At 64.1% G+C, this 26,929-nt stretch carries 20 protein-coding genes; 13 read left to right on the forward strand and 7 right to left on the reverse strand.

Going from position 1 to position 26,929, the window contains the following annotated elements; translation table 11 throughout:
- Window positions 1-217 precede the first annotated feature (217 nt).
- Both AVHM3334_RS00085 and AVHM3334_RS00090 read left to right on the forward strand, forming a co-directional pair.
- Entirely contained in the window at window positions 218-664 is a 447-nt protein-coding gene (locus AVHM3334_RS00085; RefSeq protein WP_284408590.1) for a hypothetical protein, read from the forward strand.
- Between the two features lie 25 nt (window positions 665-689).
- Window positions 690-899, forward strand: coding sequence for a hypothetical protein (locus tag AVHM3334_RS00090; protein WP_284408592.1), 210 nt, complete (start codon window positions 690-692; stop codon window positions 897-899).
- 373 nt (window positions 900-1,272) lie between these two features.
- On the opposite strand, the gene AVHM3334_RS00095 is transcribed toward AVHM3334_RS00090, so the two are convergent.
- The 3 genes from AVHM3334_RS00095 to AVHM3334_RS00105 all read right to left on the reverse strand — a co-directional run bounded on the left by AVHM3334_RS00095 (window position 1,273) and on the right by AVHM3334_RS00105 (window position 6,965).
- Window positions 1,273-2,259 carry an IS5 family transposase gene (locus tag AVHM3334_RS00095; protein WP_284408594.1) on the reverse strand — a complete coding sequence of 329 codons (987 nt, stop codon included), beginning with the start codon at window positions 2,257-2,259 and terminating at the stop codon, window positions 1,273-1,275.
- Window positions 2,260-2,495: 236 nt separating this feature from the next.
- On the reverse strand, window positions 2,496-5,306 hold the full coding sequence (locus AVHM3334_RS00100) for a P-loop NTPase (RefSeq protein ID WP_284408596.1): 2,811 nt from the start codon (window positions 5,304-5,306) through the stop codon (window positions 2,496-2,498).
- Window positions 5,307-5,846: 540 nt separating this feature from the next.
- On the reverse strand, window positions 5,847-6,965 hold the full coding sequence (locus tag AVHM3334_RS00105) for a Kelch repeat-containing protein (protein WP_284408598.1): 1,119 nt from the start codon (window positions 6,963-6,965) through the stop codon (window positions 5,847-5,849).
- A 339-nt stretch (window positions 6,966-7,304) separates the two neighbouring features.
- Between AVHM3334_RS00105 and AVHM3334_RS00110 the strand changes: the two genes are divergently transcribed.
- Window positions 7,305-8,252 (forward strand): YihY/virulence factor BrkB family protein, encoded by a 948-nt coding sequence (locus AVHM3334_RS00110; protein ID WP_284408600.1) that lies wholly within the window; start codon window positions 7,305-7,307, stop codon window positions 8,250-8,252.
- A 165-nt stretch (window positions 8,253-8,417) separates the two neighbouring features.
- On the opposite strand, the gene AVHM3334_RS00115 is transcribed toward AVHM3334_RS00110, so the two are convergent.
- Complete coding sequence (locus AVHM3334_RS00115; protein ID WP_502869825.1) at window positions 8,418-8,897, reverse strand: YqaA family protein; 480 nt, start codon at window positions 8,895-8,897, stop codon at window positions 8,418-8,420.
- A 109-nt stretch (window positions 8,898-9,006) separates the two neighbouring features.
- Between AVHM3334_RS00115 and AVHM3334_RS00120 the strand changes: the two genes are divergently transcribed.
- The 4 genes from AVHM3334_RS00120 to purH all read left to right on the forward strand — a co-directional run bounded on the left by AVHM3334_RS00120 (window position 9,007) and on the right by purH (window position 12,697).
- Entirely contained in the window at window positions 9,007-9,636 is a 630-nt protein-coding gene (locus AVHM3334_RS00120) for a hypothetical protein (RefSeq protein WP_284408604.1), read from the forward strand.
- Between the two features lie 69 nt (window positions 9,637-9,705).
- Window positions 9,706-10,758 (forward strand): tRNA dihydrouridine synthase DusB, encoded by a 1,053-nt coding sequence (dusB, locus tag AVHM3334_RS00125; protein ID WP_284408606.1) that lies wholly within the window; start codon window positions 9,706-9,708, stop codon window positions 10,756-10,758.
- The gene (locus AVHM3334_RS00130) at window positions 10,755-10,988 is read left to right on the forward strand and encodes a Fis family transcriptional regulator (protein WP_092741688.1); all 234 of its coding nucleotides are present in this window, start codon (window positions 10,755-10,757) and stop codon (window positions 10,986-10,988) included. The genes dusB and AVHM3334_RS00130 overlap by 4 nt, the downstream gene beginning before the upstream one ends.
- 83 nt (window positions 10,989-11,071) lie before the next feature.
- A complete protein-coding gene (gene purH / locus AVHM3334_RS00135) occupies window positions 11,072-12,697 on the forward strand; it encodes a bifunctional phosphoribosylaminoimidazolecarboxamide formyltransferase/IMP cyclohydrolase (RefSeq protein ID WP_284408607.1) in 1,626 nt (541 codons plus the stop codon).
- Between the two features lie 103 nt (window positions 12,698-12,800).
- On the opposite strand, the gene AVHM3334_RS00140 is transcribed toward purH, so the two are convergent.
- The 3 genes from AVHM3334_RS00140 to thiD all read right to left on the reverse strand — a co-directional run bounded on the left by AVHM3334_RS00140 (window position 12,801) and on the right by thiD (window position 16,502).
- Window positions 12,801-14,066 (reverse strand): pectate lyase, encoded by a 1,266-nt coding sequence (locus tag AVHM3334_RS00140; protein WP_284408608.1) that lies wholly within the window; start codon window positions 14,064-14,066, stop codon window positions 12,801-12,803.
- A gap of 191 nt (window positions 14,067-14,257) precedes the next feature.
- Complete coding sequence (gene hemL, locus AVHM3334_RS00145; protein ID WP_284408609.1) at window positions 14,258-15,571, reverse strand: glutamate-1-semialdehyde 2,1-aminomutase; 1,314 nt, start codon at window positions 15,569-15,571, stop codon at window positions 14,258-14,260.
- On the reverse strand, window positions 15,555-16,502 hold the full coding sequence (gene thiD / locus AVHM3334_RS00150; protein ID WP_284408611.1) for a bifunctional hydroxymethylpyrimidine kinase/phosphomethylpyrimidine kinase: 948 nt from the start codon (window positions 16,500-16,502) through the stop codon (window positions 15,555-15,557). Before thiD ends, hemL begins: the two co-directional genes overlap by 17 nt.
- Before the next feature lie 95 nt (window positions 16,503-16,597).
- Between thiD and AVHM3334_RS00155 the strand changes: the two genes are divergently transcribed.
- From AVHM3334_RS00155 to AVHM3334_RS00180, 6 genes are read left to right on the forward strand one after another with little or no spacing between them, the layout of a single operon-like run.
- On the forward strand, window positions 16,598-16,771 hold the full coding sequence (locus tag AVHM3334_RS00155; RefSeq protein WP_092741678.1) for a rubredoxin: 174 nt from the start codon (window positions 16,598-16,600) through the stop codon (window positions 16,769-16,771).
- A 51-nt stretch (window positions 16,772-16,822) separates the two neighbouring features.
- The gene (locus AVHM3334_RS00160) at window positions 16,823-17,221 is read left to right on the forward strand and encodes a response regulator (RefSeq protein ID WP_092741676.1); all 399 of its coding nucleotides are present in this window, start codon (window positions 16,823-16,825) and stop codon (window positions 17,219-17,221) included.
- Complete coding sequence (locus AVHM3334_RS00165; protein WP_092741674.1) at window positions 17,221-17,586, forward strand: response regulator; 366 nt, start codon at window positions 17,221-17,223, stop codon at window positions 17,584-17,586. The genes AVHM3334_RS00160 and AVHM3334_RS00165 overlap by 1 nt, the downstream gene beginning before the upstream one ends.
- Window positions 17,587-17,603: 17 nt before the next feature.
- Window positions 17,604-18,131 (forward strand): chemotaxis protein CheW, encoded by a 528-nt coding sequence (locus AVHM3334_RS00170; protein ID WP_284408614.1) that lies wholly within the window; start codon window positions 17,604-17,606, stop codon window positions 18,129-18,131.
- Between the two features lie 21 nt (window positions 18,132-18,152).
- Window positions 18,153-20,432, forward strand: a complete 2,280-nt coding sequence (locus tag AVHM3334_RS00175) for a methyl-accepting chemotaxis protein (protein ID WP_284408615.1) — start codon at window positions 18,153-18,155, stop codon at window positions 20,430-20,432.
- Window positions 20,433-20,479: 47 nt separating this feature from the next.
- Window positions 20,480-26,866 (forward strand): hybrid sensor histidine kinase/response regulator, encoded by a 6,387-nt coding sequence (locus AVHM3334_RS00180; protein WP_284408617.1) that lies wholly within the window; start codon window positions 20,480-20,482, stop codon window positions 26,864-26,866.
- Window positions 26,867-26,929 lie beyond the last annotated feature (63 nt).

A 26,929-nucleotide genomic window follows, 5' to 3' on the forward strand; every position in this document is an offset into this window, starting at 1 on the left:
GCCAGTCCGTTGACCTGAACGCTCGCGATAAGCGTCTCGCAGCAGACATCTATCGGCCGGCATGCTCTCTTTCGGCGGAACGGCAGTTTCAGGCTGATTTCGGGCTTTTACCCAATCCCCCATTGGCAGGCAGTTTTAGTCCCAAAGCGATTGGTTCCCATTGGCGTGGCGTGAAAACACGATCTGCGACTTTGGGTGGGATGGCGAATGATGTGCTGTGCAACTGCAGCTTGACGGGCGGGGAAAAATGCTGTTAACCGATATAGCCGTCGAGCACACTCTGGTGTCCAAAAATGGGGTTCGTCAGACTTTCTTGCTCCATCCGTTTACCGATACACAGCGAGATTCGCTGGGTAAATTCGAGATCGTTCGTGACGTCAGTCGGCCAGGATTCAAAGACGTTAAACGTTCGACCTTCGTAACGTTTCAACAATTAGCGGAGTTGCATGCGAAAGGCGCACTCGAAGAATTCGGGTTCTCCGTTCGCATGTGTCCGGGCCAGGGCACGTACCCCGCCAAGAATCCAGCAAAAAAGATACTGCCCACCAGCATCAAGCCATGCTCACCGTTCGACCTGGCTGCTCAAAAGGTGGATGTTTCAAAACCTGCTAATCGCGAATTGAGAACCGCCTTGCTTCGCACCGACGTCCAAATTGAAGGGTGACGCCGCTGATCGATATGGAGTACCTGTGAATCCATCCGTTGCCCATGCTGAACTCATCGCCACTTTCAAGCGGGCCGAGGCAGATGCCGCTCACAAGTTCGCATTGATCAAAGCGGCTGCGGCTAAGGGCCCCAAGGCGGTCCAAGCCGCCTCCGAAACCGCTGCAAAGGCAGCAAAACGCAGGGACTCGTATGCAAAAAAGCTGGGCAATCTGGGGGTGTGCTTCAAGGATTGAGCGCGGCCAAGCCTACAGCTTGATGTGTGGAGAGATGCATGAGCCGCTTCAGGCTGGTTGCTGCCGCTCACTGCCGTGATCATCCAAGGGCAATTCCAGACCCTGAGCGGACCTCGAGGCCAATTTACCTTCCGAGAGCTGTCACTCAACATTGCAGCTAACAGGCCCGCAGTGGAATGACGCGGCGGCCAGTCGGATTCAGAAGGGAAATGTTCGATGAGAGCAGCCGAAGCCTAGGGAAACTCTTCACGAATCGCCTCTGGCTGTGCCACAGCAATGGCGCAACCAAAACGGCACTGACGTTGAGCAATTGCGGGTGTGCAGTGCGCACCACAGGCACTGCGCGAGGGCAATTGCCCGATTTCTTGGGGCGTTACGCCCCTTGAAGGCGCACCTGTCCCGTACAAGCGAGCAACTTGTGCCTTGCCATCCACAGGTTTGACAGCGCAAACAGCGTGACGATCTGCGCCGTGTTCTTCTTGAGCCCTCGGTAGCGCACCTTCACGTACCCAAACTGCTGCTTGAGCACTCTGAACGGATGCTCAACTTTGGCCCGGATGCTGGCCTTGGTGCGCTCGAGCTGATCGATCAGCGCATCCATGGGCTTGTCCTTGTCCAAAGCGCGGCGCAATCCTGCACGCATGGCTACATGCCAGCGCACGGTTTGTTTGGCATCCGGCCGCTTATCCACCCCTTGGTAACCCGCATCGCCAAAGGCATCTGTCTCCTGACCGTGCAGCAGGCTGTTGGCCTCGATCACATCACCGACATTGCCACTGGTGCCTCGCACCGTATGCACCAGGCCTGAGTCGGCATCCACTGCAATGTGGGCCTTCATGCCAAAGTACCATTGATTGCCCTTCTTGGACTGGTGCATCTCAGGGTCGCGCTCGCCGCTTTGGTTCTTGGTGGACGTAGGTGCAGCAATCAGCGTGGCATCCACCACCGTGCCTGCTTTGAGCTGCAGCCCTTTGGCCTGCAGCAGCGCATTGACCGTGGCCAGGATCTGATCGGCCAGCTTGTGGCGCTCCAGCAGGTGTCTAAAGCGCAGGATGCTCGATTCGCTGGGGATGTGCTCGTCCCAGTGGGACAGGCCTGCAAAGTCCCGAAAGGCTGGCACGTCGTGCAGCGCTTCTTCCATGGCCGGGTCGCTGAGCTTGAACCATTGCTGCATGAAGTGGATGCGCAGCAGGGTCTGTACTGCAAAGGGCTGCTGACCCCGGCGTCCACTCTCGGGTGCATAGGGCTCTATCAGCGAAACCAGTTCAGCCCAGGGAACCACCAGTTCCATGGCATCAAGGAACTCGCGCTTGCGCGTGCGCTTGATGGCGTTGTTCAGGCCCAGGCTGCTTTGCTTCATGTTCGCATTGTCCGGGCTTCAGGCTTGCTCAAAGCACATCGCTCAGGCATTCGTGCAGAGATTCCCTAGTTGACCCTCGAAGACTCGTAAAGTCATCTCGCTAGCGCAGAACTCACATATTGCCATCGTCGACGAAAGCCACCTCCTCCTATAAGAGAGTTGGCCGCAAATGGGTACGACGAGAAGATCGAGGTCACTGAGTCAAATACTGCTCCCGTTCACACTTGAGAAAGCGCTTACTGCAGCAATTCAATGTTTCGAGCGATTCGATCGAGCGACATAAATGACATCGAATCCGCATCAACAATTTGCAATACTTCCAGAGCGATGCCATATGGAACAAGTTTTGGAATCATATGGCTAATGATGGAGATCGCCTCCACTCTTCCGTATAGCTTTTTCCGGCGCTTCGCCACATCTTTGGCAAAGATGGATATTATATCTTCATTTTCGGACTTATTGGTCTTACCGTTCTTTTTCAGAATCGTTAATAATGAATTACAAGCAGATTCAGTATCGCTAAATATGCGATCTGCAAACGCAATATGAAGCTTGTCGCAGCACTCGGAGAGCCCGCTAAGGTACATTCGCGCATTTTCGACCGTAAGCGAGCCGGTCTCGGATTGATCACTCAACGCATAGCCTGCGAGTAAGGCGTTCTCCGTCCTATTGCGCTCAATACCTTCGCAAACGCCCCATTCAAAATAGAAACCGCGATGGCTTGGTTTGGAATCAAAACTCCTAAATCGCCTGACGGCTTCATCCGCATTGCCTTGTCGGCGATAAAGGGATGCTAGCTTGGTGAGCAGGTGGAAAGATTTATCAGTCTCGTAGACTTTGCAGGCGACGTCTATCGCAAGTCGCTTCTTTCCTGAAAGAAACAACCTTTCGGCTATTTCAAATCGCCAAAACGCTAGATCAATGACTTGTTCAGTCTTTGAACGCTGTACCTCCGATATTGCGAGGTCAATGTAGTAGTGAGAAATGTCTTCGTTGAATTTGGTTTCGAGCACCTCAATGAGTGCCGCGGCAATATGCTTGTGCCGGGTGAAAATGCTCGTCGAGGTGCTGGTGGCAGCAGCTTCTTTACCGAGCTGTCTTAGTACCTCGCTTTGTAATTTCGGGATAGATAATTCCAAAAGTCCCGCGAGCGCCGCGAAACTGAGCTTGTCGAAACTTTCGACGTGCATTGCTGCGATAAAGCCAAGCACGTCCTTTAACGTCCGGCCACTTGGCAACTCAACCTCCGCAAGCCGCTCAAGCATTGACTGCGCATGATCTAGCAAATCATTGCCGTGGCGGGACATCAGAAGCGCACCAAAAAAAGCGTCGGAATTCCCCTTCGATTCCTTCTTCGCGTAATAGCGCAGCTTGTCTGCACGCTCATTTTCCGGAAGCAGCGCAAGTTCTTCGCCGAGGCCTTTAGTTCCGAACCTAGCCCAAGACTTGACGATCAGGTCCGCGTCTCTGACGCTCAGGTCTTTGAGGACTTCTTCTTTGAACTTGGCTTTGAACGTCCAAGGCAGCCACTTTGCTCCTGAGGACTGCCAATCCGAATCTCTACTCGCCAGTAGGAAGTCGATCCGCCCTGCGTAGCCATCGAAGCCAACGTCAATGAAGCGTAGGACTTCCTTCGCGACCTGATCTGCCTCGTCAATAACAACCAGCCAGTTGTCGTGACTGCGGAAGGTCTCCATCAACTCAACGCCACTGAACGGACGCGTGTGATTTGTTCTAGATAGGATCTTCTTAGCTCTGTTTGCGCGCAGTATTTCTAGGCCCGACTGCAACAGAGCAGTTGTTTTGCCTTCGCAGCCAGCACCCAATAGCACGCAAACATATGGTGTTGCTGCGTCAGGGCGAAAGTTGTTCGACACCTTGCCTACAATTTCTCGCCGCGGAATGGATTCGGACAGCGCGATAGACCAAGTTGGCGTCGCGCCATCGAAATATGCGATCGACTCATCCTCTTTCAGCTTTTCTGTACTTCTCTCTAGGTTGGTTAGATCTTTGATCTCCCAACCTATAAGGGGCTGACTTTTTTGCTTCGGTGCGTAATTTGGCCTTGTATGCGCGCGAGGTGCCTCGATTACCCACCAGTCTCCGTCTCTGTAATTCTCGTGGAAACGAGCGCCATCCAGCGTCCAGCACTGATTTGGAAAGCTCCAGCTGAATGGCTGGAACCGAATCAATCCATAATGAAGATCTGCAGCCCCCCACATAAAGCCATTTCTCCACTTACCGCCTTCCGGGCTCTGCCACCCAGCCCCCGATTGCACGGCGAGGTATTCGCCGGCGCCAGTCAGCGTGTTTGAAAAAGATTCTGTGTGCATGTGGCCATGCAAATAGATGGCCTGCTTGGCACCTAATAGCGATTCAATTGGTTGCCTGTGGGGAGGATACATCCAATCGAGCGGATGATGCCCAAGAACGAAATTAATAGCGCAGTCTGAAATCCCTTCCAAGGCATCTCTCAAAATTGCAACGCCAGGAGTCAGGGCTTCCTTGTCCTTTTCTCCGTCACAGAGCCAAGCGGTATTCAACCCAACGATCCCGACCTTTACAGAACCGATGGTTCGTTCTGATACAACAGCACCACGGTCGGACTTGATGTCTTCCGAACTCTGACAAAAATTGTGCTCGAAGAAATCTTCAAATCTCTTAACCAACATTTCACGACGCAAAGCAGATCCTTGGTCCGGATTGAAAGAGCGCGATTCCGGTCTGACGAATTTTTCCTTGCTGAATTCTTCGTTGACGTGCCGATTGAGATCGTGATTGCCGGGGACGGTAAAAATTTTATCCAGGAAATCACTTCCGAGTAGGTCGATGATCGGCGAGATAAGGTGCTCGACAAATTGCTCGTACTCTGTCTTCTTCCCAGAATTGGCAATATCACCAGTGATAAATATGAAATCTGGAGTAAGCCCTTTGACTTGCGCCTCCTTGAGGTGTTCCACGATCTTCTTGGCAGAGAAAGCCTGTTCAAAAGGGTGGAGACCGAAATGAAAATCGGACAGATGAAGCCAATTGACGGTGTGTGACATACGGTTGATCTCCCTTGATCTGGTTCTACTTTGTTTGCCACAACGCCATCAAGTATCTAGTAGCACGGCCCAAAGTTTGCGGCGGGGCAAACGCCCCCGCGCTTAGACGGCGTGCTTTGCCAAGTCAGTGGACTAATCGTCACAAGGACTTCTTCGGCGAGCGGCAGTACCGGAAACAGCTTGGACAAATTGGATTCGGTTGCTTTTCCATTGTGCCAACAGTTCTGCTGCATCTGCCACTCCGAAGCAGCCGCTCTGGGGCTGCTTGTGGCCAGTAGCAACCTGCCATGAACGTAGCCACGAGCGACAGCAAACACTGCATAGTCGACCTTCAAGTTGACTTGACCAGTGCACGCTCTGGGTCGATTACAGCGTCCGTCTGCTCGTCGGCGCTCACCTTGAACCGATGGATTTCCATGGCCCGTCTGGGGACATCAAGCATCAGAGCAGAGAGACGACTACCCATCGAATCCTGTTCCATGTCTGCGCGCCCAGACCAGCGCCCGAAGGCTGCCTGACGCAGCCCACGGGCGACATCGATCAGCGGGGCCGGAACGCGTAAACGTCAGGATTCCAAACCTGCCCGCCCTCATCGTTCTGGCACGAGAAGCCAAAGCCCGAGAACACATACATCACCCCGCCCACCGCGGCCGCGTTGGTGCGCTTGAGCGCCGGGAAGGCATCGCCGCCCGGGGCCAGCAGGCGCCACGTGCGGTCGTGCAGGTCGAAGCGCCACAGCTCGGACGTGGCGTTCTGCGGAAACGCGGCGCCGCAGCCGGAACTTCCCCCCGGCAGGTCGCCCCCGGCCATCAGCAGGGCGTGGCCGATCTGCACGGTCGATCCCTGGTGGCGGGGCGCATCGACGTTTTTGTCGGCTTCGGCGGGCGTGATGTTCTGCCACTGGCGGGTGGCGAGGTCGAAGCGCCAGGTGTCGTTCAACGAGACGAAGCCGTCGCTGTCGCTGAATTGCCCGCCGTACAGCGTCAATTGCCCGTCCCATGCGCGCCCGGCCACTGCCGCTTCATGGCGCGAGGTCGGCGAGTTCGCGTCGCCGTTGGCAATGATCTGGGTCCACAGATTGGTGCGCAGGTCGAAGGCCCACAGGTCGTTCAAGGTGTGGAAGTCGGTCTGGATGCCGCCGAACACATAGACCTTCTCGCCGTCCACCCACAGGGCGGGGCGCGATCGGGCCGAAGGCCCCGGATTGCCTGGCTGCAACTGGGTCCAGCGGTTCAACAGGGCGCTGTAGGCCCACAGGTCGTCGAAGAACGTCAGGGAAGAAAGGTCGGCGCTGTAGTTGGCGCCGCCGAACACCAGCATCCAGTGCCGCGCCGGCACGGCGGCACTCGCGGCGAAGGCCCGGGCCGGTGGCTTGGCGCCGGAGGGCGACAGCGGTGTCCACCGGGCAAGGCGGGGGTCGAAGCGGTACAGGTCGTCGTAGAACGTGTTCTCGCCACTGGCGAAATCGTCCTTGACCCCGCCGAACAGGTAGATGGACCCGAGGACCGGCGCCACGGCGGGCGTCGAACGCACGGAAGGCCCCTCGCCCGTAGTGACCAGCCGGCTCCATCGGCCGTCTGTTTCCGTGCTCCCATGCGCCTGCACGCCCGGTGCCATCAGCGCCAGGGCCATTCCCAGGCCCCACAAAAATCGCTTCATGAAATTCCTCCGTTGTAATGATTGAAATGAATGCGGTCGCCCGGACTTGACCGAATGCGACCGCAGGCAGTCTATCTTTCCGTTGGTCGGAATGTCGAGGGGCCATTGGCCGATGCGCCGCGATGCGTGTACGCCGGTACGCCCTGTGTGGCTGCGGGTGCTCTTCGAGTCCTACAGAAGGCCCGCGTGGCTTGAGCGACAGTCAGCGGGTGCGGGTGCGGGTGCGGGTGCGGGCCCGAGCCCGCTGGGCATCCTGGCGCTCCCGTGTCGATGGGTCGGTTTCACACCAGCGCCGGTCGATCGGCAGAACGAAAAAAGGATGCAGAGTTGGACAAACGCATGGCACTGAAGACCGTCCTGCACCGCGTGCGGCAAGTGGCCTGGACCATTCCGGGCCTGCCCGTCATTGCGCTGGCGATCCGCAACTACGTCCTTCACCAAAGCGCGAACCAGGCCGGGAGCATGGCGTTTTCTTCGGTGCTGGCGATGTTTCCGCTGCTGATCCTGCTGTCGGCCACGGCGGCCTATGTGGGCGAGCCCGGGGACGCGGCGGCGCTGGCCCAGCGGGTGATGGAGTACGCGCCCCAGGTCGTGCGCGATGCGATGCAGCCCGTCATCGAGCAGGTACTCGCGCAGCGCAACCAGGCGTTGCTCGCGATCGGCTTTCTCGTCACGCTGTGGACCGCTTCGTCGGGCATGCAGGCGGTGCGAACGGCGTTGAACCTTTCCTACGGCATCGAGCGCGGCCTGCCGTTCTGGAAGGCGCGCATCAAGGTGACCGTGTTCACGGTGGTGGTGGGCGGGGGAATCCTCGCGGCCTTCAGTTCGATCATCGTCATGCCTTACGTGTGGCAGCTTCTGGAGAACAACGTGGGCGTGGGCGAAGAGGTGCCCTGGCTGCGCAACAGCGTGCGCTACGGCACGGCGTTCGTGGTGCTGACCGTGCTGTATGCACTGCTCTACGGCTGGCTGCCCGATCTTCGCCAACGGCTGCGCACGGTGGTGCCGGGCGCCATCGTGGGCGCTGGCATGTGGGTGGGGGCCGCCGCCACGCTGTCTTACACGCTGCGCAGCGCGGGCAAGCTGGCGCTTGTGTATGGTAGTTTTGCAGGGGTGGTGGCCACGCTGGTGTTTCTGTACATCAGCGCCACGACGCTGATCTTCGGGGCCGAGGTCAACGGCGTGTTGCGCGACAACGCCGAGCCCACGGACGATTCGGTGGCTTCGAAACCGGCACCCATCGAGCCCGAAGCGGCCAAACTGCCTGAGCCTGCGGAAAAGGGCTGACCGTCAGGCCGGGGCTCAGGCCGGGGCGTATATGCCACAGGACCGTGTCTTCGGCCGTGAGGCACAACAGTCGCCGCCCTGTGCGCCGCATGGGGCATTGGCCAAATAGGCCTCCAGCGCATATTCCCCTAGGGGGTATTGCTATCAATTAAATAGCAAATGAGTTCACCGCCCCGCGTCGGGCCACAGATAGAGAAGGCCCGCCGTCATGGTCAGGTAGCGCCCGAACTTTCCCACCGCCATGTAGGCCACGCACTGCCAGAAGGGCAGCTTGAGCCAGCCAGCCACGGCGCACAGGGGGTCGCCCACGATGGGCAGCCAGCTCAATAGGCAGGCTTTGGCGCCGAAGCGCTGCAGCCAGGCCAGCGCCCGGGGGTTGGAGTGCTCGCCCCGCGCGCGGTCCACGGCCTTGTGCGCCCCGTAGCCCATCCACCAGCTCAACGCGCCGCCCAGCGTGTTGCCGGCGGTGGCCACCAGCACGGCGGGCCAGAAGAGTTCGGGATTGAGCTTGATGAGGCCGAACACCGCGGGCTCGGAGCCCAGCGGAAGCAAGGTGGCGGAGATGAACGACACCAGGAAGACGGTGCTGAGGCCGTACTGGGGCAGCGCCAGCAGGTCCATGAGGTGGTTCATCCAGATTTCCATGACTGGGGCGCAGTGTATGGGAGGCTTGCGGGCCTTCGCTGTCGGACAGGCGCTTGGGCTCCGCTGCGATCCCGCCGCTGCACACGCATACAAGAGGAGGTTTTCCGCCATGCAATGGTTCGATGTTTCCGTCCTGGCCGTGCGCCGGGGCTTGGCCTTGGGCGCGCTCGGCCTGGCCTGCTGGTGGCCCGGTGCGTCGTCGGCCGCGGTCCTGCACCTGGAAGGCCCGGGCGGCGCCCGGCAGGTCGATACCGAAACGCTGCTGCGCCACCCCGAGGTGCGCGACATCGACGTGCCGGCCGACGTGGCCTACCACCGGCCCATGCGCTATCGGGCCGTGCCCCTGGCCGCCGTGCTGAACGGCCTGGGCCTTGCGGCCGGCGACGTGCTGGAGGCGGTCGCGCTCGATGGCTTCGTCGCCCAGTTGCCCGGCGCGCTGGTGCTGCGCCCGGGGCGGGGCCAGGCCTGGCTGGCGGTCGAGCCGGCGGGCGCGCCCTGGCCCGCGCTGCCGGGCAAGGCGTCGGGCCCGGGGCCGTTCTACATCGTCTGGCCGGTGGCCGACGGCGTGCTGAGCGAGCAGTGGCCCTATGCGGTGGCCCGGCTGCACGTGCGCGAGTCTCCGGAAAAGCGCTGGCCTCGGATCGGCATCGCCCCCGAGGTGCCCGCGGGCGATGCGCGCCGGCGTGGCCGGCCGCCGACGGAGGATCCGGCGGTGCCGAACGGACTTTTCATTTGCTGAAATTTTGAGCAGCTACAATCCTGCCTCCTTTTTCAGCACGCGCTGCCACCCCCGTCCCGCTCCCTTCCCATGCACATCGGCCACATTCCCCTGGCGAACCGCCTGTTCGTCGCCCCGATGGCGGGCGTGACGGACCGGCCGTTCCGCCAGCTGTGCAAGGCGCTGGGGGCTGGCTACGCGGTGAGCGAGATGGTCACCTCGCGCAAGGACCTGTGGAACAGCCTCAAGACCTCGCGCCGCGCCAACCACGAAGGCGAACCCGGTCCGATCGCCGTGCAGATCGCCGGCACCGATGCCGCGATGATGGCCGAGGCCGCCCTCTACAACGTGGACCGGGGCGCCCAGATCATCGACATCAACATGGGCTGCCCGGCCAAGAAGGTCTGCAACAAATGGGCGGGTTCCGCCCTGATGCAGAACGAGCCGCTGGCCATCGAGATCGCTCAGGCCGTGGTCGATGCCTGCGCGCCGCGCAACGTGCCGGTCACGCTCAAGATGCGCACCGGCTGGAGCCAGGACCATAGGAACGCGGTCGCCCTGGCCCGGGTCTTCGAGAGCGTGGGCATCCAGATGCTCACCGTGCATGGACGCACGCGCGAGCAGGGCTACCGCGGCCACGCCGAATACGACACCATCGCCGCCGTGAAGGCCGCGGTGCGGGTGCCGGTGGTGGCCAACGGCGACATCACCTCGCCCGAGAAGGCGAAGGCCGTGCTGGCCGCCACGGGCGCCGATGCGGTGATGATCGGGCGGGCCGCGCAGGGCCGGCCCTGGATCTTTCGCGAGATCGCGCACTACCTCGCCACGGGCGAGCACCTGGCGCCGCCGCTGGTGGCCGAGGTGCGGCGCCTGCTGCTGGACCATCTGCAGGACCACTACCGCCTGTACGGCGAGTCCACCGGGCTGCGCAGCGCGCGCAAGCACATCGCCTGGTACCTGCGGGCGCTGCCCGGCGGCGAAGCTTTCAGACAACACATCAACACCATCGAGGACTGCTCCGAACAGTGGCACGCGGTGGCCCGCTATCTGGATGCGATCGCGCAGCAGATGGACCGGTTGCCCCCCGTCGCCTACCCGGCGGACGCAGACCCCAGCGAAGAGCAGGAAGGCCTGGCGGCATGAGCAAGAAACACATCGAAGAGTGCGTGCGGGAGAGCCTGCAGGGCTACTTTCGCGACTTGGGAGGCGAGACGCCGGACGGCATGTACGAGATGCTCGTGCGCGTGGTCGAAAAGCCCCTGCTGGAGGTGGTCATGAGCCACGCCGAAAACAACCAGTCCCGCGCCGCCGAATGGCTGGGGCTGAACCGCAATACGCTGCGCAAGAAGCTGGTGGAGCACAAGCTGCTCTGATGGTCTGTTGCTATATTTTTAATAGCGCACTGCCCTAGTGAATATTGCGCTGTGGCCCGATTTCATCCAAACCCCACCTCCCCATGAACGCACTTCTTTCCGTCTCCGACAAGACCGGCATCGTTGAATTCGCCCAGGCCCTGCATGCGCTGGGCATCCGGCTGCTGTCCACCGGCGGCACCGCCCAGCTGCTGGCCAAGGCCGGCCTGCCCGTGACCGAAGTGGCCGAGGTCACGCAGTTCCCCGAAATGCTGGACGGCCGCGTGAAGACGCTGCATCCCAAGGTACACGGCGGCCTGCTGGCCCGCCGCGAACTGCCCGAGCACATGGCCGCGCTGGCCGCGCACGGCATCGACACCATCGATCTGCTGGTGGTGAACCTCTATCCCTTCGAAGCCACCGTGGCCAAGCCCGGCTGCACGCTGGCCGACGCGATCGAGAACATCGACATCGGCGGGCCTGCCATGGTGCGCAGCGCCGCCAAGAACTGGAAGGACGTGGGCGTGGTGACCGACGCGTCGCAGTACGACAGCGTGCTGGGCGAGCTGAAGGCGTCGGGCAAGCTGTCGGACGCCCTGCGCTTCGGCCTGTCGGTGGCGGCGTTCAACCGCATCGCGCAGTACGACGGCGCCATCAGCGACTACCTTTCTTCCGTCACGTTCGAGGCCGAGAAGCTGGCCGAAGACTACGTGCCCGCGCGCGCCGCCTTCCCCGGCCAGAGCAACGGCATCTTCACCAAGGTGCAGGACCTGCGCTACGGCGAGAACGGCCATCAGCAGGCCGCGCTGTACCGCGACCTGTACCCCGCGCCCGGCTCCATCGTCACCGGCGTGCAGCTGCAGGGCAAGGAACTCTCGTACAACAACATCGCCGACGCCGACGCCGCATGGGAATGCGTCAAGGGCTTCGACGTGCCCGCCTGCGTGATCGTCAAGCACGCCAACCCGTGCGGCGTGGCGGTGGGGCTCGATGCCCTGAGCGCCTACGGCAAGGCGTTCCAGACCGATCCCACCAGCGCGTTCGGCGGCATCATCGCCTGCAACCGCCCGGTGGACGGCGCGGCGGCCCAGCAGATCGCCAAGCAGTTCGTCGAAGTGCTGATGGCGCCCGACTTCACCGCCGAAGCGCTGGAGGTCTTCAAGGCCAAGGCCAACGTGCGGCTGCTCAAGATCGCGCTGCCGCCCGCGCTGGATGCGGCGGAATACGCGCTGGGCGGCAACACCCCCTGGCACCGCGGCCGCAATGCGATGGATGCCAAGCGCATCGGCTCCGGCATGCTGCTGCAATCGGCCGACAACCATGAGCTGTCGATGATCGACATCAAGGTCGTCACGCAAAAGCAGCCCACGCTGGAAGAGATGGAAGACCTGCTGTTCGCCTGGAAGGTCGCCAAGTACGTCAAGAGCAACGCCATCGTGTTCTGCAAGGGCGGCATGACGATGGGCGTGGGCGCGGGCCAGATGAGCCGCCTGGACTCGGCGCGCATCGCCAGCATCAAGGCCCAGCACGCCAACCTGTCGCTGGCCGGCACGGTGGTGGCGAGCGACGCGTTCTTCCCCTTCCGCGACGGCCTGGACGTGGTGGTGGATGCAGGCGCGACCTGCGTCATCCAGCCCGGCGGCAGCATGCGCGACCAGGAAGTGATCGACGCGGCCGACGAGCGCGGCGTGGCCATGGTGTTCAGCGGCGTGCGCCACTTCCGCCATTGAGCGGCTGAGGCGCCCACCAACGCGAAGGCCCTGCCGGCGCGGGAAAGGCAGACCCCTGCCTTCCTGCGCCGGCAGGGCCTTCGCCGTGGTGGCGCCGTCTCGATCAGCCGACCGTCTGGACGGACTGGCGCACGCTGTCTGCGCCCTTGATCTTGCTGGGATCGCCCGCCATCACGTTCACCGGCGTCTTGCCGCCATCCACGTCGGTGTTGGCGATGTTGACGGTGGACTGCTTGGAGTCGAAGCGGAACGTGAAGGACTTGAGGTTCTGCAGCGTCGCATCGGACAGCTCCACATTCGCCGTGATCGGATAGCCGCCGCGGGTGACCGCCAGCTGTCCGATGTTGTCGGCGTAGATGCCCTTCAGCTTCAGATCGACGTCGCCATTGATCTGGATGGCCTTGTCGTGGCCGTTCTGGAACGACGAGTTGGTGATCTCCACCTTCGCCGGGCCGCTCGGCACGTCCTTGGACGAGAAGCCCGCCCGCTGTGCATCGGACGCGCGGTTTCCGGCGCCGTTCACCGTCACGAAATCGTCGCCGGTCTGCAGGCCGTGCACGTTGTCCAGCTTGGCGTCACCCATCAGGTGGATGCCGTCGCCGCCTTTGAACTGCAGGTTCTTGATCGAGGCACCGGGCTCGAGGATGAACATGGGCAGCTGGGTTTCCGCCGTGCCGCCACCGTTCATGCCCGGGCCGGCCTGGAACAGCTGGCCTTTGCCGTCGAACGTGGTGCCGGCAGCCACCACGATGGGCTTGTTCACTTCCACCACGCCGGTGGGCGCGCCGACCTTCATGTTCGCCGGAGGTTTCGTCACGCCCGTGGGTGATGGCGAATCCGTGGCCGGTGCCGGTGCCGGGGTCTGCGTGGGCGCGGCGCTGCCCGTGCGCGGCGGCGGGGTGGGCGACGTCGCGGGCGGTGCCGGGTGCTCCGCCGTGGGGGGCGCGGGGGCGGGCTCAGGGGCCGGCGGCGGTGGAGCCTGCGTGGGGCCGGGGGCTTGCGCCGGGGCCGGCGCTGCCGGAGTGGGCGCAGACGGTGCCGGCACTTGCGATGGTGATGGCGCCGTCGCTGGCGCAGGCGACGGGGATGACGGCGAAGGGGACGAAGAGGGCGAGGAAGACACCGGAGACGGTGCGGCCGATGGCGATCTGCCGCCACCGCTACCGCTACCGCCGTTGTCGGACTGCTTGAGCTGCGCGGTCAGGTCTTTCAGCAGCTTTTCCAGGAAGCCCTGCAGCAGGGCTTCGATGGCCTTTTGCAAGGGCTGGCTGTCGGCGCCCGAGGTGGGGGCATTTGACGACCCGGACTGCACCTGCTTGCGGTGCGTGCTCCAGGCACTGAAGGAAGACAGGAGGTCGATGGGACTCATGCGTGCTCGCGATCTCGGCGGAACGAGCCACCGTTGAAATGCCACGCAACATGCGTGGCTTCGCAAACACTGTGCGCCTGCCCTCGGCGTCACTGTGCGGCGGCGCGAAGCCACCTGCGGCGACCCGAAGCGCCGAGCGGCGCCCATCGGCAATCCAGGTAGGGGCCTGTGGTGGCGGGTCGTGGCGGGTGTTATCCGGCGGCGAGCGTGCGAAAGACGGCGCGCGCCGCAGCCACGGTTTCCTCGATGTCCTGCGCCGTGTGGGCGCTGCTCACGAAGCCGGCTTCATACAGGGCGGGCGCGATGTAAACGCCGCGGTCCAGCAAGCCATGGAACAGCGTGTTGAAGCGCGTGCCGTCCGTGCCCATCACCGTCGGGTAGTTCTGCGGCAATTCGGACAGCAGGAAGAAGCCGAACATGCCGCCTTCGCAATCGGCGCTGAAGGGCACGCCTTCCGCCTGCGCGGCCTGCGCCAGCCCTTCGATCAGCGAGCGGGTGCGCGCGCCCAGGGCTTCGTAGAAGCCCGGCCGGCCGATCTCGCGCAGCGTGGCCAGCCCGCAGGCCGTGGCCACCGGATTTCCCGACAGGGTGCCCGCCTGATAGACCGGGCCCAGCGGTGCCAGGTGCTCCATGATGGCGCGCGGCCCGCCGAAAGCCGCCAGCGGCATGCCGCCGCCGATCACCTTGCCCAGCACCGTGAGGTCGGGCTTGAAGCCGGGAATGCTCCGGGCGTACAGGCTCTGCGCGCTCCCGAGCGCCACGCGGAAACCCGTCATGACTTCATCGAACACCAGCAGCGCGCCGTATCGGGTGCACAGCTCGCGGCAGCGCTGCATGAACGGCACGCTGGCGCGCACGAAGTTCATGTTGCCGGCGATCGGCTCGATCATCAGGCAGGCCAGGTCGCTGCCATGCAGTGCGAAGGCCTCTTCCAGTTGCGCGATGTCGTTGTATTCCAGCACCAGGGTGTGCTGCACCACCTCGGCCGGCACGCCCGCGCTCGTGGCGTGGCCGAAGGTGGCCAGGCCCGAGCCGGCCTTGACCAGCAGCGCGTCGGCATGGCCGTGGTAGCAGCCGTTGAACTTGATGATCTTGCTGCGCCCCGTGGCGCCGCGCGCCAGTCGGATGGCGCTCATGCCGGCCTCGGTGCCCGAGCTGACAAGGCGGATCATCTCCATCGAAGGCACGTGGCCGATGATGGCTTCGGCCAGTTCGACCTCGCGCTCGGTCGGGGCGCCGAAGCTGAAGCCGTCCAGTGCGGCCTTCTGCACCGCCTCCAGCACGGCCGGGTGGCCGTGTCCCAGGATCATCGGCCCCCAGGAGCCGATGTAGTCGATGAAGCGCTGGCCGTTGGCGTCCCAGAAATAGGCGCCCTGGGCGCGCTGCACGAAGCGCGGCGTGCCGCCCACGGCCTTGAAGGCCCGCACGGGCGAGTTGACGCCGCCGGGAATGAGCGCCTTGGCGCGTTCGAACAGGGAGAGATTGAGGTCAGTGCTGGGTGTCATGGGGTGGCATCACGAAGCCGTCGGTGGCGGTGGGGTCGGTCAGGGGCTCGTCGTCTTCCTCGTCGTCGTCGGGCTGCGCCCAGAACATGCGGTCGGGAAGGATGTGGCCCATGCCGGGGCGAAAACCCGCATCCAGGCAGCGGTCCAGGTAGGCCAGCGCCTCGCTCGTCGCCTCGCCCAGGTCATTGCCGCTGGCCACCAGCGCCGCCAGGGCGGCCGAAAGCGTGTCGCCCGCGCCGGCGAACGTGGCTTCGAACAGCTCGAACTTGCCGCTGCCCAGCACGGTCTGCGGGGACGCCAGAACGTTCTCCACGAACTGCTCCGGCGCGGGGATGCCTGTTACAAGTAAGTAGGGAACTCCGAGCTCGGACGCCGCCATGGCGAGGTCCCGCGCGGACGGCCTCTTGCTGCCGGTCCAGTCCGGCAGCAGCCATCGGCACAGCGTGCTGTGGTTTCCAACCAACAGCGAAGCCTGGGGCAAAAGCAGTTCCTGAAACGCGTCGAGGTACTGGTCGATGAGGTCTTCCCGCCACCAGGACAGGTTGGGCATGTACGCGATGAGGGGCACATCGTCGTAGTCGGAGGCGACCGAGGCGATGGCGCTGAGGTTCTCGGGGCTGCCCACGAACCCCACCTTGATGGCCTGTACGGTGAGGTCTTCCAGCACGGTACGGGCCTGCTCGGCCACCGCTTCGTCGTCGAAGGCGTAGTGATCGAAGATCTCGGCCGTGTCGCGGACGTAGGCGCCCGTGGCGATCGCGATGGGGTGCCCGCCGACGGAGGCGATGGTGACGATGTCGGCCGTCAGCCCGCCGGCACCGCTCGGGTCGTTGGCGTTGAACACCATGACGCAGGCCGGCGTGGCCGCGTCTTCGGAGGCCTCATCGGGCGTGGAGGGAAGTTCGGGAGGGAGGGGGGAATCTGTGGTCATGGCGCCGCACCAGCGTAACGGTTGGCACGGAAACTGCCTTCCCGTTGAGATGCTTGGATACAATCGTTGCATTCTATGTGAAGGCCATTTAAGCTGTGACGGACCCTAAAACCTGGATGTGCTTGATTTGCGGTTGGATATATGACGAGGCCGCGGGTTCTCCTGAGGACGGAATATCGCCCAATACGCCCTGGGATCAAGTGCCCATGAATTGGACCTGTCCGGAGTGTGGTGCACGCAAAGAAGACTTCGAAATGGTCCAGATCTGAGGCGCGGCTCCTGCCAGCGTTGTTCTTTCCCCTTCAGGAGCGGTGACGAAATTGACTACAACAGGCGCATCCTTCAAGGTGCTCGTCGTGGATGACAGCAACACCATCCGCCGCAGCGCAGAAATCTTCCTCAAGCAGGGCGGCCACGAAGTGCTGCTCGCGGACGACGGCTTCGATGCCTTGGCCAAGGTCAACGATTACCAGCCCCAGCTGATCTTCTGCGACATCCTGATGCCCAAGCTGGACGGTTACCAGACCTGCGCCATCATCAAGCGCAATGCGCGCTTCGCCGACACGCCCGTCGTCATGCTTTCCTCCAAGGACGGCGTTTTCGACAAGGCGCGCGGACGCATGGTGGGCTGCCAGGAATATCTCACCAAACCATTTACCAAAGACCAGCTGCTGAAGGCCGTACAGCAGTTCGGTAATGCCCAACAAGGAGCGATGTAATGCCTATCCAGAAAGTACTGGTCGTTGACGACTCGAAGACCGAGTTGATGTTCCTGACCGACTTGCTGCAGAAAAAGGGCATGCAGGTGCGGACCGCGGAAAACGCCGAGGAAGCCTTCCGCCGTCTGGCCGAAGAAAAGCCCGACCTGATCCTCATGGACGTCGTGATGCCTGGCCAGAACGGCTTTCAGCTCACCCGCGCCATCACCCGCGATCCCCAGTTCGCCGATGTGCCGATCATCATGTGCACCAGCAAGAACCAGGAAACCGACCGGGTGTGGGGCATGCGCCAGGGCGCTCGCGGCTACATCACCAAGCCGGTGGATCCTGCCGAGCTGCAAGCCAAGATCGACGCACTGAACTAAAAGCGGCCGCACCGTCCATGGCCAACCGTGAAGCGCTGAGAGAGCTCCAGACCCGCCTTGCCGCCCGGCTGCAGGCGGCTCGGGGCGAGGGTGTGTCCGTGTCGTCCTGGCTGGCCGTCGAGTCGGCGGGGCGCCGTTTCCTGCTGCCGCTGGGTCAGTCGGGAGAGATCTTTCCCTGGGCGGGCGTGCAGTCCGTCCCCTATACCCACGCTTGGTTCCTCGGGGTCGCCAATCTGCGCGGCTCCCTGATCGGCGTGGTCGATCTGGCGGGCTTGCTGGGCCTGCCCTCCACCCGCACCGAACAGACGCTGGCCGACGCCAGCCTGCTGGCTTTCAATGCGGTGCTCGACGTGAATGCCGCTCTGCTCGTGGACCGGCTGGCCGGCCTGCGCGGCACGGAAGCCTTCGTTTCCTCCGAGCCGCCCGCCGAAGACGCGCCGCCGTTCTACGGCACCTTGTATCTGGACTCCCAGGGAGTCCAATGGCAGGAGCTCAACTTGCAAGCCCTGTCCCAACACCCCGCATTCCTCAGCATCAGTGCTTGAGTTTTTCTGTAAGGCCGCACCATGTCCGTCGTCAACCCATTTGCAAAAATGTTCAACCGCAAGCCCGCTGAGCCGGACGCCAACCTGGGGCTTTCGGGAGGGGATGCCGGGCTGGATCCGTTGACGGCCGACGCGTCCTCGCTGCGCGACTCCTACCAGGCCGACGCCATGAACAGCGTGCAGGGCGACCCCGCCGCGATTTCGCAGTTCTCCGAAGGCGAGTTGGCCGACGAGGACCTGATCTCGCTGCCGCTGCTGGGCCGCGCCACGGCCGCGAGCCACCAGCGCCGCCTGCTGATGCTGCTGGCCATCGGCGTGATCGTGCTGGCGGTGATCGCCGGCTGGGTGCTCCAGCAGGCCGACCGTTCGGCGCAGCAGCTGGCGGCCACCGGCCAGTCGCTGATGCAGTCGCAGCGCCTTGCCAAGTCCGTCTCCCAGGCGCTGGTGGGCAGCCCGCAGGCCTTCCCTGACGTGATGGAAAGCTCGGGCTCCCTGGCGCGCGACGTGCGCGCCCTGAACAGCGGCGACAACGAGCGCAACGTGCAAGCCCTGGGCGAGCAATTCAAGCCCGACCTGGAAGCCGTGACGCCCCTGATGGAGCGCGCCGAGCGCAACGCCAGCGTGGTGATGGGCCAGCAGAAGATCCTGACGCAGGTGGGCGACGCGCTTCGCACCATCAACCGCCAGTCGTCCGACCTGCTGGAAATCGCCGAGACGATTTCGTCGCTCAAGCTGCAACAGAACGCGCCCGCCGCTGAAATCTCCGCAGCCGGCCAGCTGGTGATGCTGACCCAGCGCATCGGCAAGTCCGCCAACGAATTCCAGACCACCGAAGGCGTGAGCCCCGAGGCGGTGTTCCTGCTGGGCAAGGACTTGAACTCGTTCAAGGAAATCGCCCAGGGCATGCTGGACGGCAGCGCCGATCTCCGTCTGGCCGCGACCAAGGATGCCCAGACCCGCGAGCAACTGGAAAGCCTGATCAAGCTCTATGAGCAGACCCGTTCGCAGGCCAGCGCCATTCTGGGCAACCTGCAAGGTCTGGTGTCGGCCCGTGAAGCGCAGTCCGCCATCATTGCCGACAGCGAACCGCTGCGCCGCCAACTGGAAGGCCTGCAGAGCAAGCTGTCGTCCCAGACGGGCCTGGGTGCCGGGCAGTTCGCTGCGCTGGTCGTCGCGGGTCTGTTCGTGCTGTTGTGCGGTATCGGCATTTCGCGCGTCCAGCTGATGGACAGCCGCTCGCGCCAGTCCTCTGCCGAATCGCAGCAAAAGGACGCCCGCCGCCAGGAGCAGGAAGCCAAGCGCGTGAACGACGCCAACCAGGCCGCCATTTTGCGTTTGATGAACGAACTGCAATCGGTCGCTGAAGGCGACTTGACGCAGGAAGCCACCGTGACCGAAGACATCACGGGCGCCATCGCCGACTCGGTGAACTACACGGTGGAAGAGTTGCGCCAACTGGTGGGCAGCGTGCAGAACACGGCGACCCGCGTGGCCCAGACGACGTCCCAGGTGGACAGCACCTCGACCGAACTGCTGGCCGCTTCGACCGAACAGCTGCGCGAAATTCGCGAAACCGGCCGCTCGGTGCTCGACATGGCGAGCCGAATCAACGAAGTGTCCACGCAAGCGCAGGAATCGGCTTCGGTGGCGCGCCAATCGCTGCAAGCCGCCGACTCGGGTCTGCAAGCCGTGCAGAACGCCATCGGCGGTATGAACTCCATCCGCGACCAGATCCAGGACACGTCCAAGCGGATCAAGCGGCTGGGCGAATCGTCCCAGGAGATCGGTGAAATCACCGAGCTGATTTCCGACATTACCGAGCAGACGAACGTGCTGGCGCTGAACGCGGCCATCCAGGCCGCCTCCGCCGGTGAAGCCGGTCGCGGCTTCTCGGTGGTGGCGGAAGAAGTGCAGCGGCTGGCTGAACGCTCCGCCGATGCGACGCGCCAGATTTCCGCGCTGGTGAAGGCCATTCAGACCGACACCCAGGATGCCGTGGCCGCTATGGAGCGTTCCACGCAGGGTGTGGTGGAAGGGGCCCGACTGTCCGACAGCGCCGGTACGGCTTTGACCGAGATCGACCGCGTGTCGCGCCGCCTGGCGGACCTGATCGAGCAGATTTCGTCGTCCACGTCCCGCGAAGCCGAACTGGCCAACGAAGTGGCCGACAACATCCAGCACATTTTTGCGGTGACCGAGCAGACTGGTGAAGGCACCCGCACGACGGCGCAGCAGGTGCGGGAGCTGTCGCACATGGCTGAAGAACTGCGCCAGTCGGTTGCACGTTTCAAGATCGCCTGACGCGCGGACCCATCAACGAACTGGCTCGTGGAGCCGGGGACGAATCCATGTCATCTACTGACGCCGCAAACGCACCCGCCGCAGACTGGACCCAGGGTGAGCAGGACCTGGGTCCTCTTGCTTGGGTGCTCGATGAGTTGCGCAAGTCCCTCGACGGCGCCGTCAAGGCGATGCGCCGCTTCGTGCGCGATGCCGAACTGGCGCGCGAATCCGATCTGGCGGCGCTTGATGCGGGCACGCTGCGCATCGCACGGCAGCAACTGCACCAGGCCAGCGGTGCCCTCGAAATGGTGGGCATGGGCCCGCCCGCGCTGGTGCTGCGCGCCATGGAGTCGGCCGTGCAGAAGTTCGTGCATCGCCCCGAGCTGTGCAGCGACGAAGCCGCCGGCGTGATCGAGCGTGCCAGCTTCGCGTTGATCGAATACCTGGAGAGCGTGCTGGCCGGCAAGGCCGTCTCTCCCGTGGCACTGTTCCCTCAATACCGCGACGCCCAGGCGCTGGCGGGCGCCGAGCGCGTGCACCCGGCCGATCTGTGGCCGGTCGAGCGGCGTTTCCGCGAGCCCGACTTCGCCGTGTCGGTGCCTCCGCTCAACTATGGCCCCGAGGCCCGCGCGCGGCTCGATTCGGCCGTGCTGCGCATCGTGAAGACGGGCGATCTGGCTGCCGCCGGGGACCTGCGGGACATCTGCCTGGCCTTCGTGGCATCGCAGGCCGACCGCCAATCGCGCGCCTTCTGGAAGATCTGCGCCGGTTTCTTCGAAGCGCTGGCACAAGGCCGGCTGAACCCCGATCTGTACGTGAAGCGCGTGGCCTCTCGCGTGCTCATGCAATACGCGACCCTGGCCAAGGGCGACCCGACCATCGCCGACCGGCTCGTGCAGGACCTGCTGTTCTTTTGCTCGCAGGCCAAGCCGCTCGCATCCGACGAAGCGGCGGGCGATGGCTCGGCGCTGCAGGCCGTGCGCCAGGCGTTCGGTCTGGACCGTTTCAAGGCCGTCGACTACGAAACCCCGCGTTTCGGCCTGTTCGACCCCGCACTGCTGGCCCAGGCACGCAAGCGCATGGCCGCTGCCACCGAAACCTGGTCGGCCCTGGCAGGGGGCGACCGCAACAAGCTCAAGCCCGCCACGGACCAGTTCAGCCTGGTGTGCGACTCGCTGGCCAAGCTGCACCCTGGCAGCGACAGCCTCGCACAGGCCCTGACCCGTGCCGTGGAAGTGACGACCCGCTCCGGCGAGCCCCCTTCGCCCGCGCTGGCGATGGAAGTCGCCACGGCCGTGCTGTACCTGCAGGCCACGTTCGAAGAACTGGACTCCGCGCACGAATACATGACCGACCGTGCGGCGCGCTTGGCACAACGCCTGGACAACGTGACCGCTGGCGGCGAATCCGCGCCCCTGGAGCCCTGGATGGAGGAGCTGTACCGCCGCGTCAGCGACCACCAGACCATGGGCAGCGTGGTGGACGAACTCCGCTCCACGCTGGGCGAGGCCGAAAAGGCCATGGACCAGTATTTCCGCAGCCCCGACGATCTGTCCACGCTGGCGCCCTTGCCGAGCCGCCTTGCGCAGATGCGTGGCGTGCTGTCGGTGTTGGGCCTCGACCAGGCGTCGCTGGCCGTGCTGCGCATGCGCGATACCGTCGAGCGCCTGCTGATCAACCAGGTGCCGGAAGCCGAACGCCAGCAGGTGTTCGAGAAGCTCGGCAGCAGCCTGGGCGCCCTGGGCTTTTTGATCGACATGCTGAGCTATCAGCGCACGATGGCCCGCAAGCTGTTCGTCTATGACGAAGAGCTGGGCGAACTGCGCATCCTGATGGGCCGCACCCGCGGCCGTGCCTCCGATGCGCCCGAAGAACTGGTCGCCAAGGTCGAAGAGCGCGGTCCGGTCGTCGCCCCCGAAATCGTTCCCCGCGTGGAGCCGGCGCCCAAGGTGGTGCAGGAATCTCTCGGAGGGCTGGCCCCGGCGCTGGAAGAATCCCTCGATCTACCATCCTTCACCCTGGCCCCGTTGGCGGAAACGCCGCCTGCCGAAGCGGTAGCGCCGGCATCCGCGGGCGTTGCGGTTGCGGCAGCGGTCTCGGCATCTGCCGTCGCTTCCGACCAGGACGACGAAGAGGAACTGCTCGACATCTTCCTGGAAGAGGCGCGTGAAGTGGTCGCCAACGGCTTGGCCGCGGTCGATGCCCTGACGGCCAAGCCCTCCGACCTGAGCGAGCAAACCACGCTGCGGCGCGCGTTCCATACGCTCAAGGGCAGTTCGCGCATGGTGGGCCTGGATGCGTTCGGCGAAGCCGCCTGGTCGATGGAACAGGTGCTGAATGCCTGGCTGGCCGAGCAAAAGCCCATGCCGCCAGCGCTTTTGCAGCTGTCGGGCGAAGCCTTGCGCGCTTTCGGCGCATGGGCCGACGACATTGCCGCGGGCGATGCATCGGCCTGGCAACCCAAGGCGTTCAACGCGTCGGCGCAAGCCATGCGCGACACGGGCGTCTTCCTGCCGCTGGCACTGCCTTCGGCGGGCGCCGTTGCGGCCGATGCCGACATTGCGGCCGAGACCGAAACCGAAACCCGGACCGAAGCCGGGATGGCGCCTGTCGCACCCGAAGAAGCCTTTTCGGAGCCGCTGCCTGAGCTCGAAATCCCCGTCGAGGAGCCGCTCCAGGCCCTTCCTGCTGCCGAGGTGCCCGACGCCGCGGTGGCATCGGTACCGGCGCATGAATTCGACCTGCTGCTCGAAGACGAGCCGCCGCTGCTGGACTTTGCCGATACGGAAATGCCGGACCTCGGCACCCTCGAAGCGCCATCGGCACCGGTCGAAGCCGCTGTGCCCGAAATGGCCGAAGACATCGACTTCTCGGTGTTCGCCGACGCACTGGCGCAGGAGCAGCCCGCCGCTGCGGCCCCCACCTCCGTGCCGGAAGCGGCCCAGGACGTGCCGCTGCCTTCGCTCGACGAGGTGCTGCTGATCGAAACGGCCGAACCTGCGACCTTGTCCGAGTTGTCGCAAGCCGAACTGGCAGACCTGGCGATGGACTTGCCGGGCGAGCTCGCGATCGAAAGCCTGGCGGAACTGACGGCGGAATCCTCGCCACTGGACCTGCCCGCGCTCGAGTCCGGTGCGCAAGAGGAGCAGGCCCAGGTGGCCGATGTGGATTCAGGCGCCGAAGCCGAATTGCTCGATGCCGCCGATGGCAGCCTTGAAGATTTCGCGGCCGAACTGCAGCCCGTGGTCGAGCCCGCACCGGTTCCCGAGGTCATCCAGGTGGTGGAGGCCATGGAAGATGGCATCGACCTGCCCGAGGCCGATTCGGCGGCGCAGGACGAGGCGGTCAAGGTCATCGAGACCTTGCGCATCGGCATCCCGCTGTACAACGTTTACCTCAACGAGGCCGACGAGTGGTCGCGCCGTCTGGCTACCTGCCTGCAGGAATGGGCACTGGAACTGCACGAGCCTTTGCCGGACACGGCGGTGGCCCTGGCGCATTCGCTGGCCGGCAGTTCGGCGACGGTCGGCTTCCAGGCGCTGTCTGAAATGGCGCGCGCCCTGGAGCATGCGCTTCAGCACGTTCAACTGCGTGGCGAAGGCTCCGCGGACCAGGCCCGTGTCTTCCTGGCGGCGGCCGACGACATTCGCCGTCTGCTGCACCAGTTCGCCGCCGGCTTCCTCAAGGAACCGAACCAGCAGGTGCTGGCCGAACTGCGGGAAATTCTGCAGACCGAAGTCGGCAGCGGATTGGCTGCGCTGGGCAGCGACGGCGATTCCATGGCCGAGGCGCCTTCGGACGAAGACGTTCCTGCCGAGTCGTTCGACGAAGCCCCCGTGGCCGAAACGGTGGAGCCTGCGGAAGCGGCTGTGCCCGACGCTGCTGTGCCGGACGTCGCAATGCCCGATGCTCCAGTCGATGAGCCACAAGCCGAGGCACCCGCTCCGGTGGCCCGCGGCTACGTGGCGCCCGCCTTGTCGGTCGTGGTATCGAGCCAGCACGACGACGACATCGATGCGGCCATTGCCCATGCGGTGTCGCTGTCTTCCGATATCGACGACGACATCGACGCGCTGGACGTGATCGATCCCGACCTCTTCCCCATCTTCGAGGAAGAGGCCATCGAACTGCTGCCGCAGCTGGGCGCCGCGTTGCGCCAGTGGGCGGCACGCCCCGACAACCTGGGCGCGCGCAGCGAATTGCTCCGCGCCCTGCACACGCTCAAGGGAAGTTCCCGCCTGGCCGGTGCCATGCGACTGGGCGAGATGGCCCACCGCCTGGAATCGGCGGTGGAGCAGATCGACATCGAAGAACCCAAGGCCGAGTTGATCGAGCCGCTGCTGGCCAGCTTCGACGGCCTGCAAGCCAGCTTCGACGCGCTGCGCACCATCGGCTCGCAAGGCTTGGCCGAACCCGTGGCCGTGGCGCCTGTGCCGGGTTCCGAACGGCAGGATGTGCAGCCCGTATCGGCGAAGTCCGGCGCTCCCGAGGCACCGGTACTGCAGACGCTGCCCGCAGTGCGCCTGCCTGCGGCATCGCAGCTCACGGCGGTGCGCCCGGTGTCGAGCCAATCGGTGCGCGTGCGTGCCCAGTTGCTGGACCGCCTGGTCAACCAGGCCGGCGAAGTGATGATTGCCCGTTCGCGCCTGGACGTGCGCATGGGCCAGATGAAGAGTTCGCTGAGCGACCTCTCGGGCAACCTGGAGCGGCTGCGCCAGCAACTGCGCGACATCGAGGTCCAGGCCGAATCGCAGATGCAATCCCGTTTGGCGCTGTCCAAGGATTCCGCCGCGGGCTTCGATCCGCTGGAGTTCGACCGCTTCACGCGCGTGCAGGAACTGACCCGCATGATGGCCGAATCGGTGAACGACGTGGCCACCGTGCAGCGCAATCTGCAGCGGTCCATGGAAGGCGCCGAAGACGATCTGATCTCGCAAGGGCGGCAAGCCCGCGAACTGCAGCGCGATCTGCTTCGCACCCGCATGGTGGAGTTCGAAGGCATCTCCGAGCGCCTGTATGCCGTGGTGCGCCAGGCCTCCAAGGAAACCGGCAAGCAGATCAAGCTGGACATTTCCGGCGGCTCGATCGAGATGGACCGGGGGGTGCTGGACCGCATGACCCCTGCGTTCGAACATTTGCTTCGCAATTGCGTCGCCCACGGCATCGAGGCCCCCGAGGACCGCACGGCGGCCGGCAAGCCGGCGTCGGGAACCATCACGGTGGACCTGCACCAGGAAGGCAACGACGTTTCGGTGGAGTTCCGAGACGACGGTGCGGGCCTGAACATCGACCGCATCCGGGCGAAGGCCGTGGACCAGGGGCTGATCGCTCCCGACGCCGCGCTGAGCACGGCCGAAGCCGCCAATCTGATCTTCACGCCCGGCTTCTCGACGGCGAGCGAGATCACGGGCCTGGCCGGTCGCGGCATCGGCATGGACGTGGTCCGCGCTGAAGTGAACGCACTGGGCGGCCGGATCGAGACACACACCACCGCGGGGCAGGGCACGTCCTTTCGCATGGTGCTGCCGCTCACCACGGCCGTGACGCAGGTGGTGATGCTGCGTGCGGGCGACCTCACCATCGGCGTGCCTGCCAACTTGGTGGAGATCGTGCGCCGCACCACCGCCAGCGAGCTGGAGGGTGCGTACCAGCAAGGCGCCTTCGAGGACGGCGTGGAAGCGCTGCCGTTCTTCTGGGCCGGTGCGTTGCTGCAATCGTCGCAGCGCAGCAGCGAGACCTCGGGCAAGACCCGTCCGGTGGTCGTGCTGCGAAGCGCCTCGCAGCGCATCGCCATCCACGTGGACGAAGTGCTGGGCAACCAGGAAGTAGTGGTGAAGAACCTCGGGCCGCAGCTGTCTCGCCTGCCTGGTCTTGCCGGCATGTCGGTACTGGCCTCCGGCGCCGTGGTGCTCATCTACAACCCGGTGGCTTTGTCCACGGTGTATGGCGAGCAGGTCCGGGCGCAGCTGGCAGCGATTGCCGCGCCGGCCGGTGCGGCCGATGCGCAGGCATCTGGCGACGGAGAGCGCAAGGCGGCCCCGCCCGCCCTGTCGGCCGCCAGCCAGGTGCCGCTGGTGCTCGTGGTGGACGACTCGATCACGGTGCGCCGCGTCACGCAGCGGCTGCTGCAGCGCGAAGGCTATCGCGTCGTGCTGGCCGCCGATGGCCTGCAGGCCCTGGAGCGGCTGCAGGAAGAGCGCCCGACCGTCGTGCTGTCCGACATCGAAATGCCGCGCATGGACGGTTTCGATCTGGCCCGCAACATCCGCGCCGATGCACGGCTGCGCGATCTGCCGATCATCATGATCACCTCGCGCATCGCGCAAAAGCACCGTGAGCATGCGGCGGAACTGGGCGTGAACCACTACCTGGGCAAGCCGTATTCCGACGAAGAACTGCTGAGCCTGGTGCAGCACTACGCCAGGGCTGCGGCGGAGGCCGCCGTCGCCTGATCGGCCGGCTGCCGCTGCTTCCGAGGGCCGCTTTCGAGCGGCCCTTTTTCTTGCGGCGGCTGG

Source organism: Acidovorax sp. SUPP3334 (assembly GCF_030159055.1).
Classification (GTDB): domain Bacteria; phylum Pseudomonadota; class Gammaproteobacteria; order Burkholderiales; family Burkholderiaceae_C; genus Paracidovorax.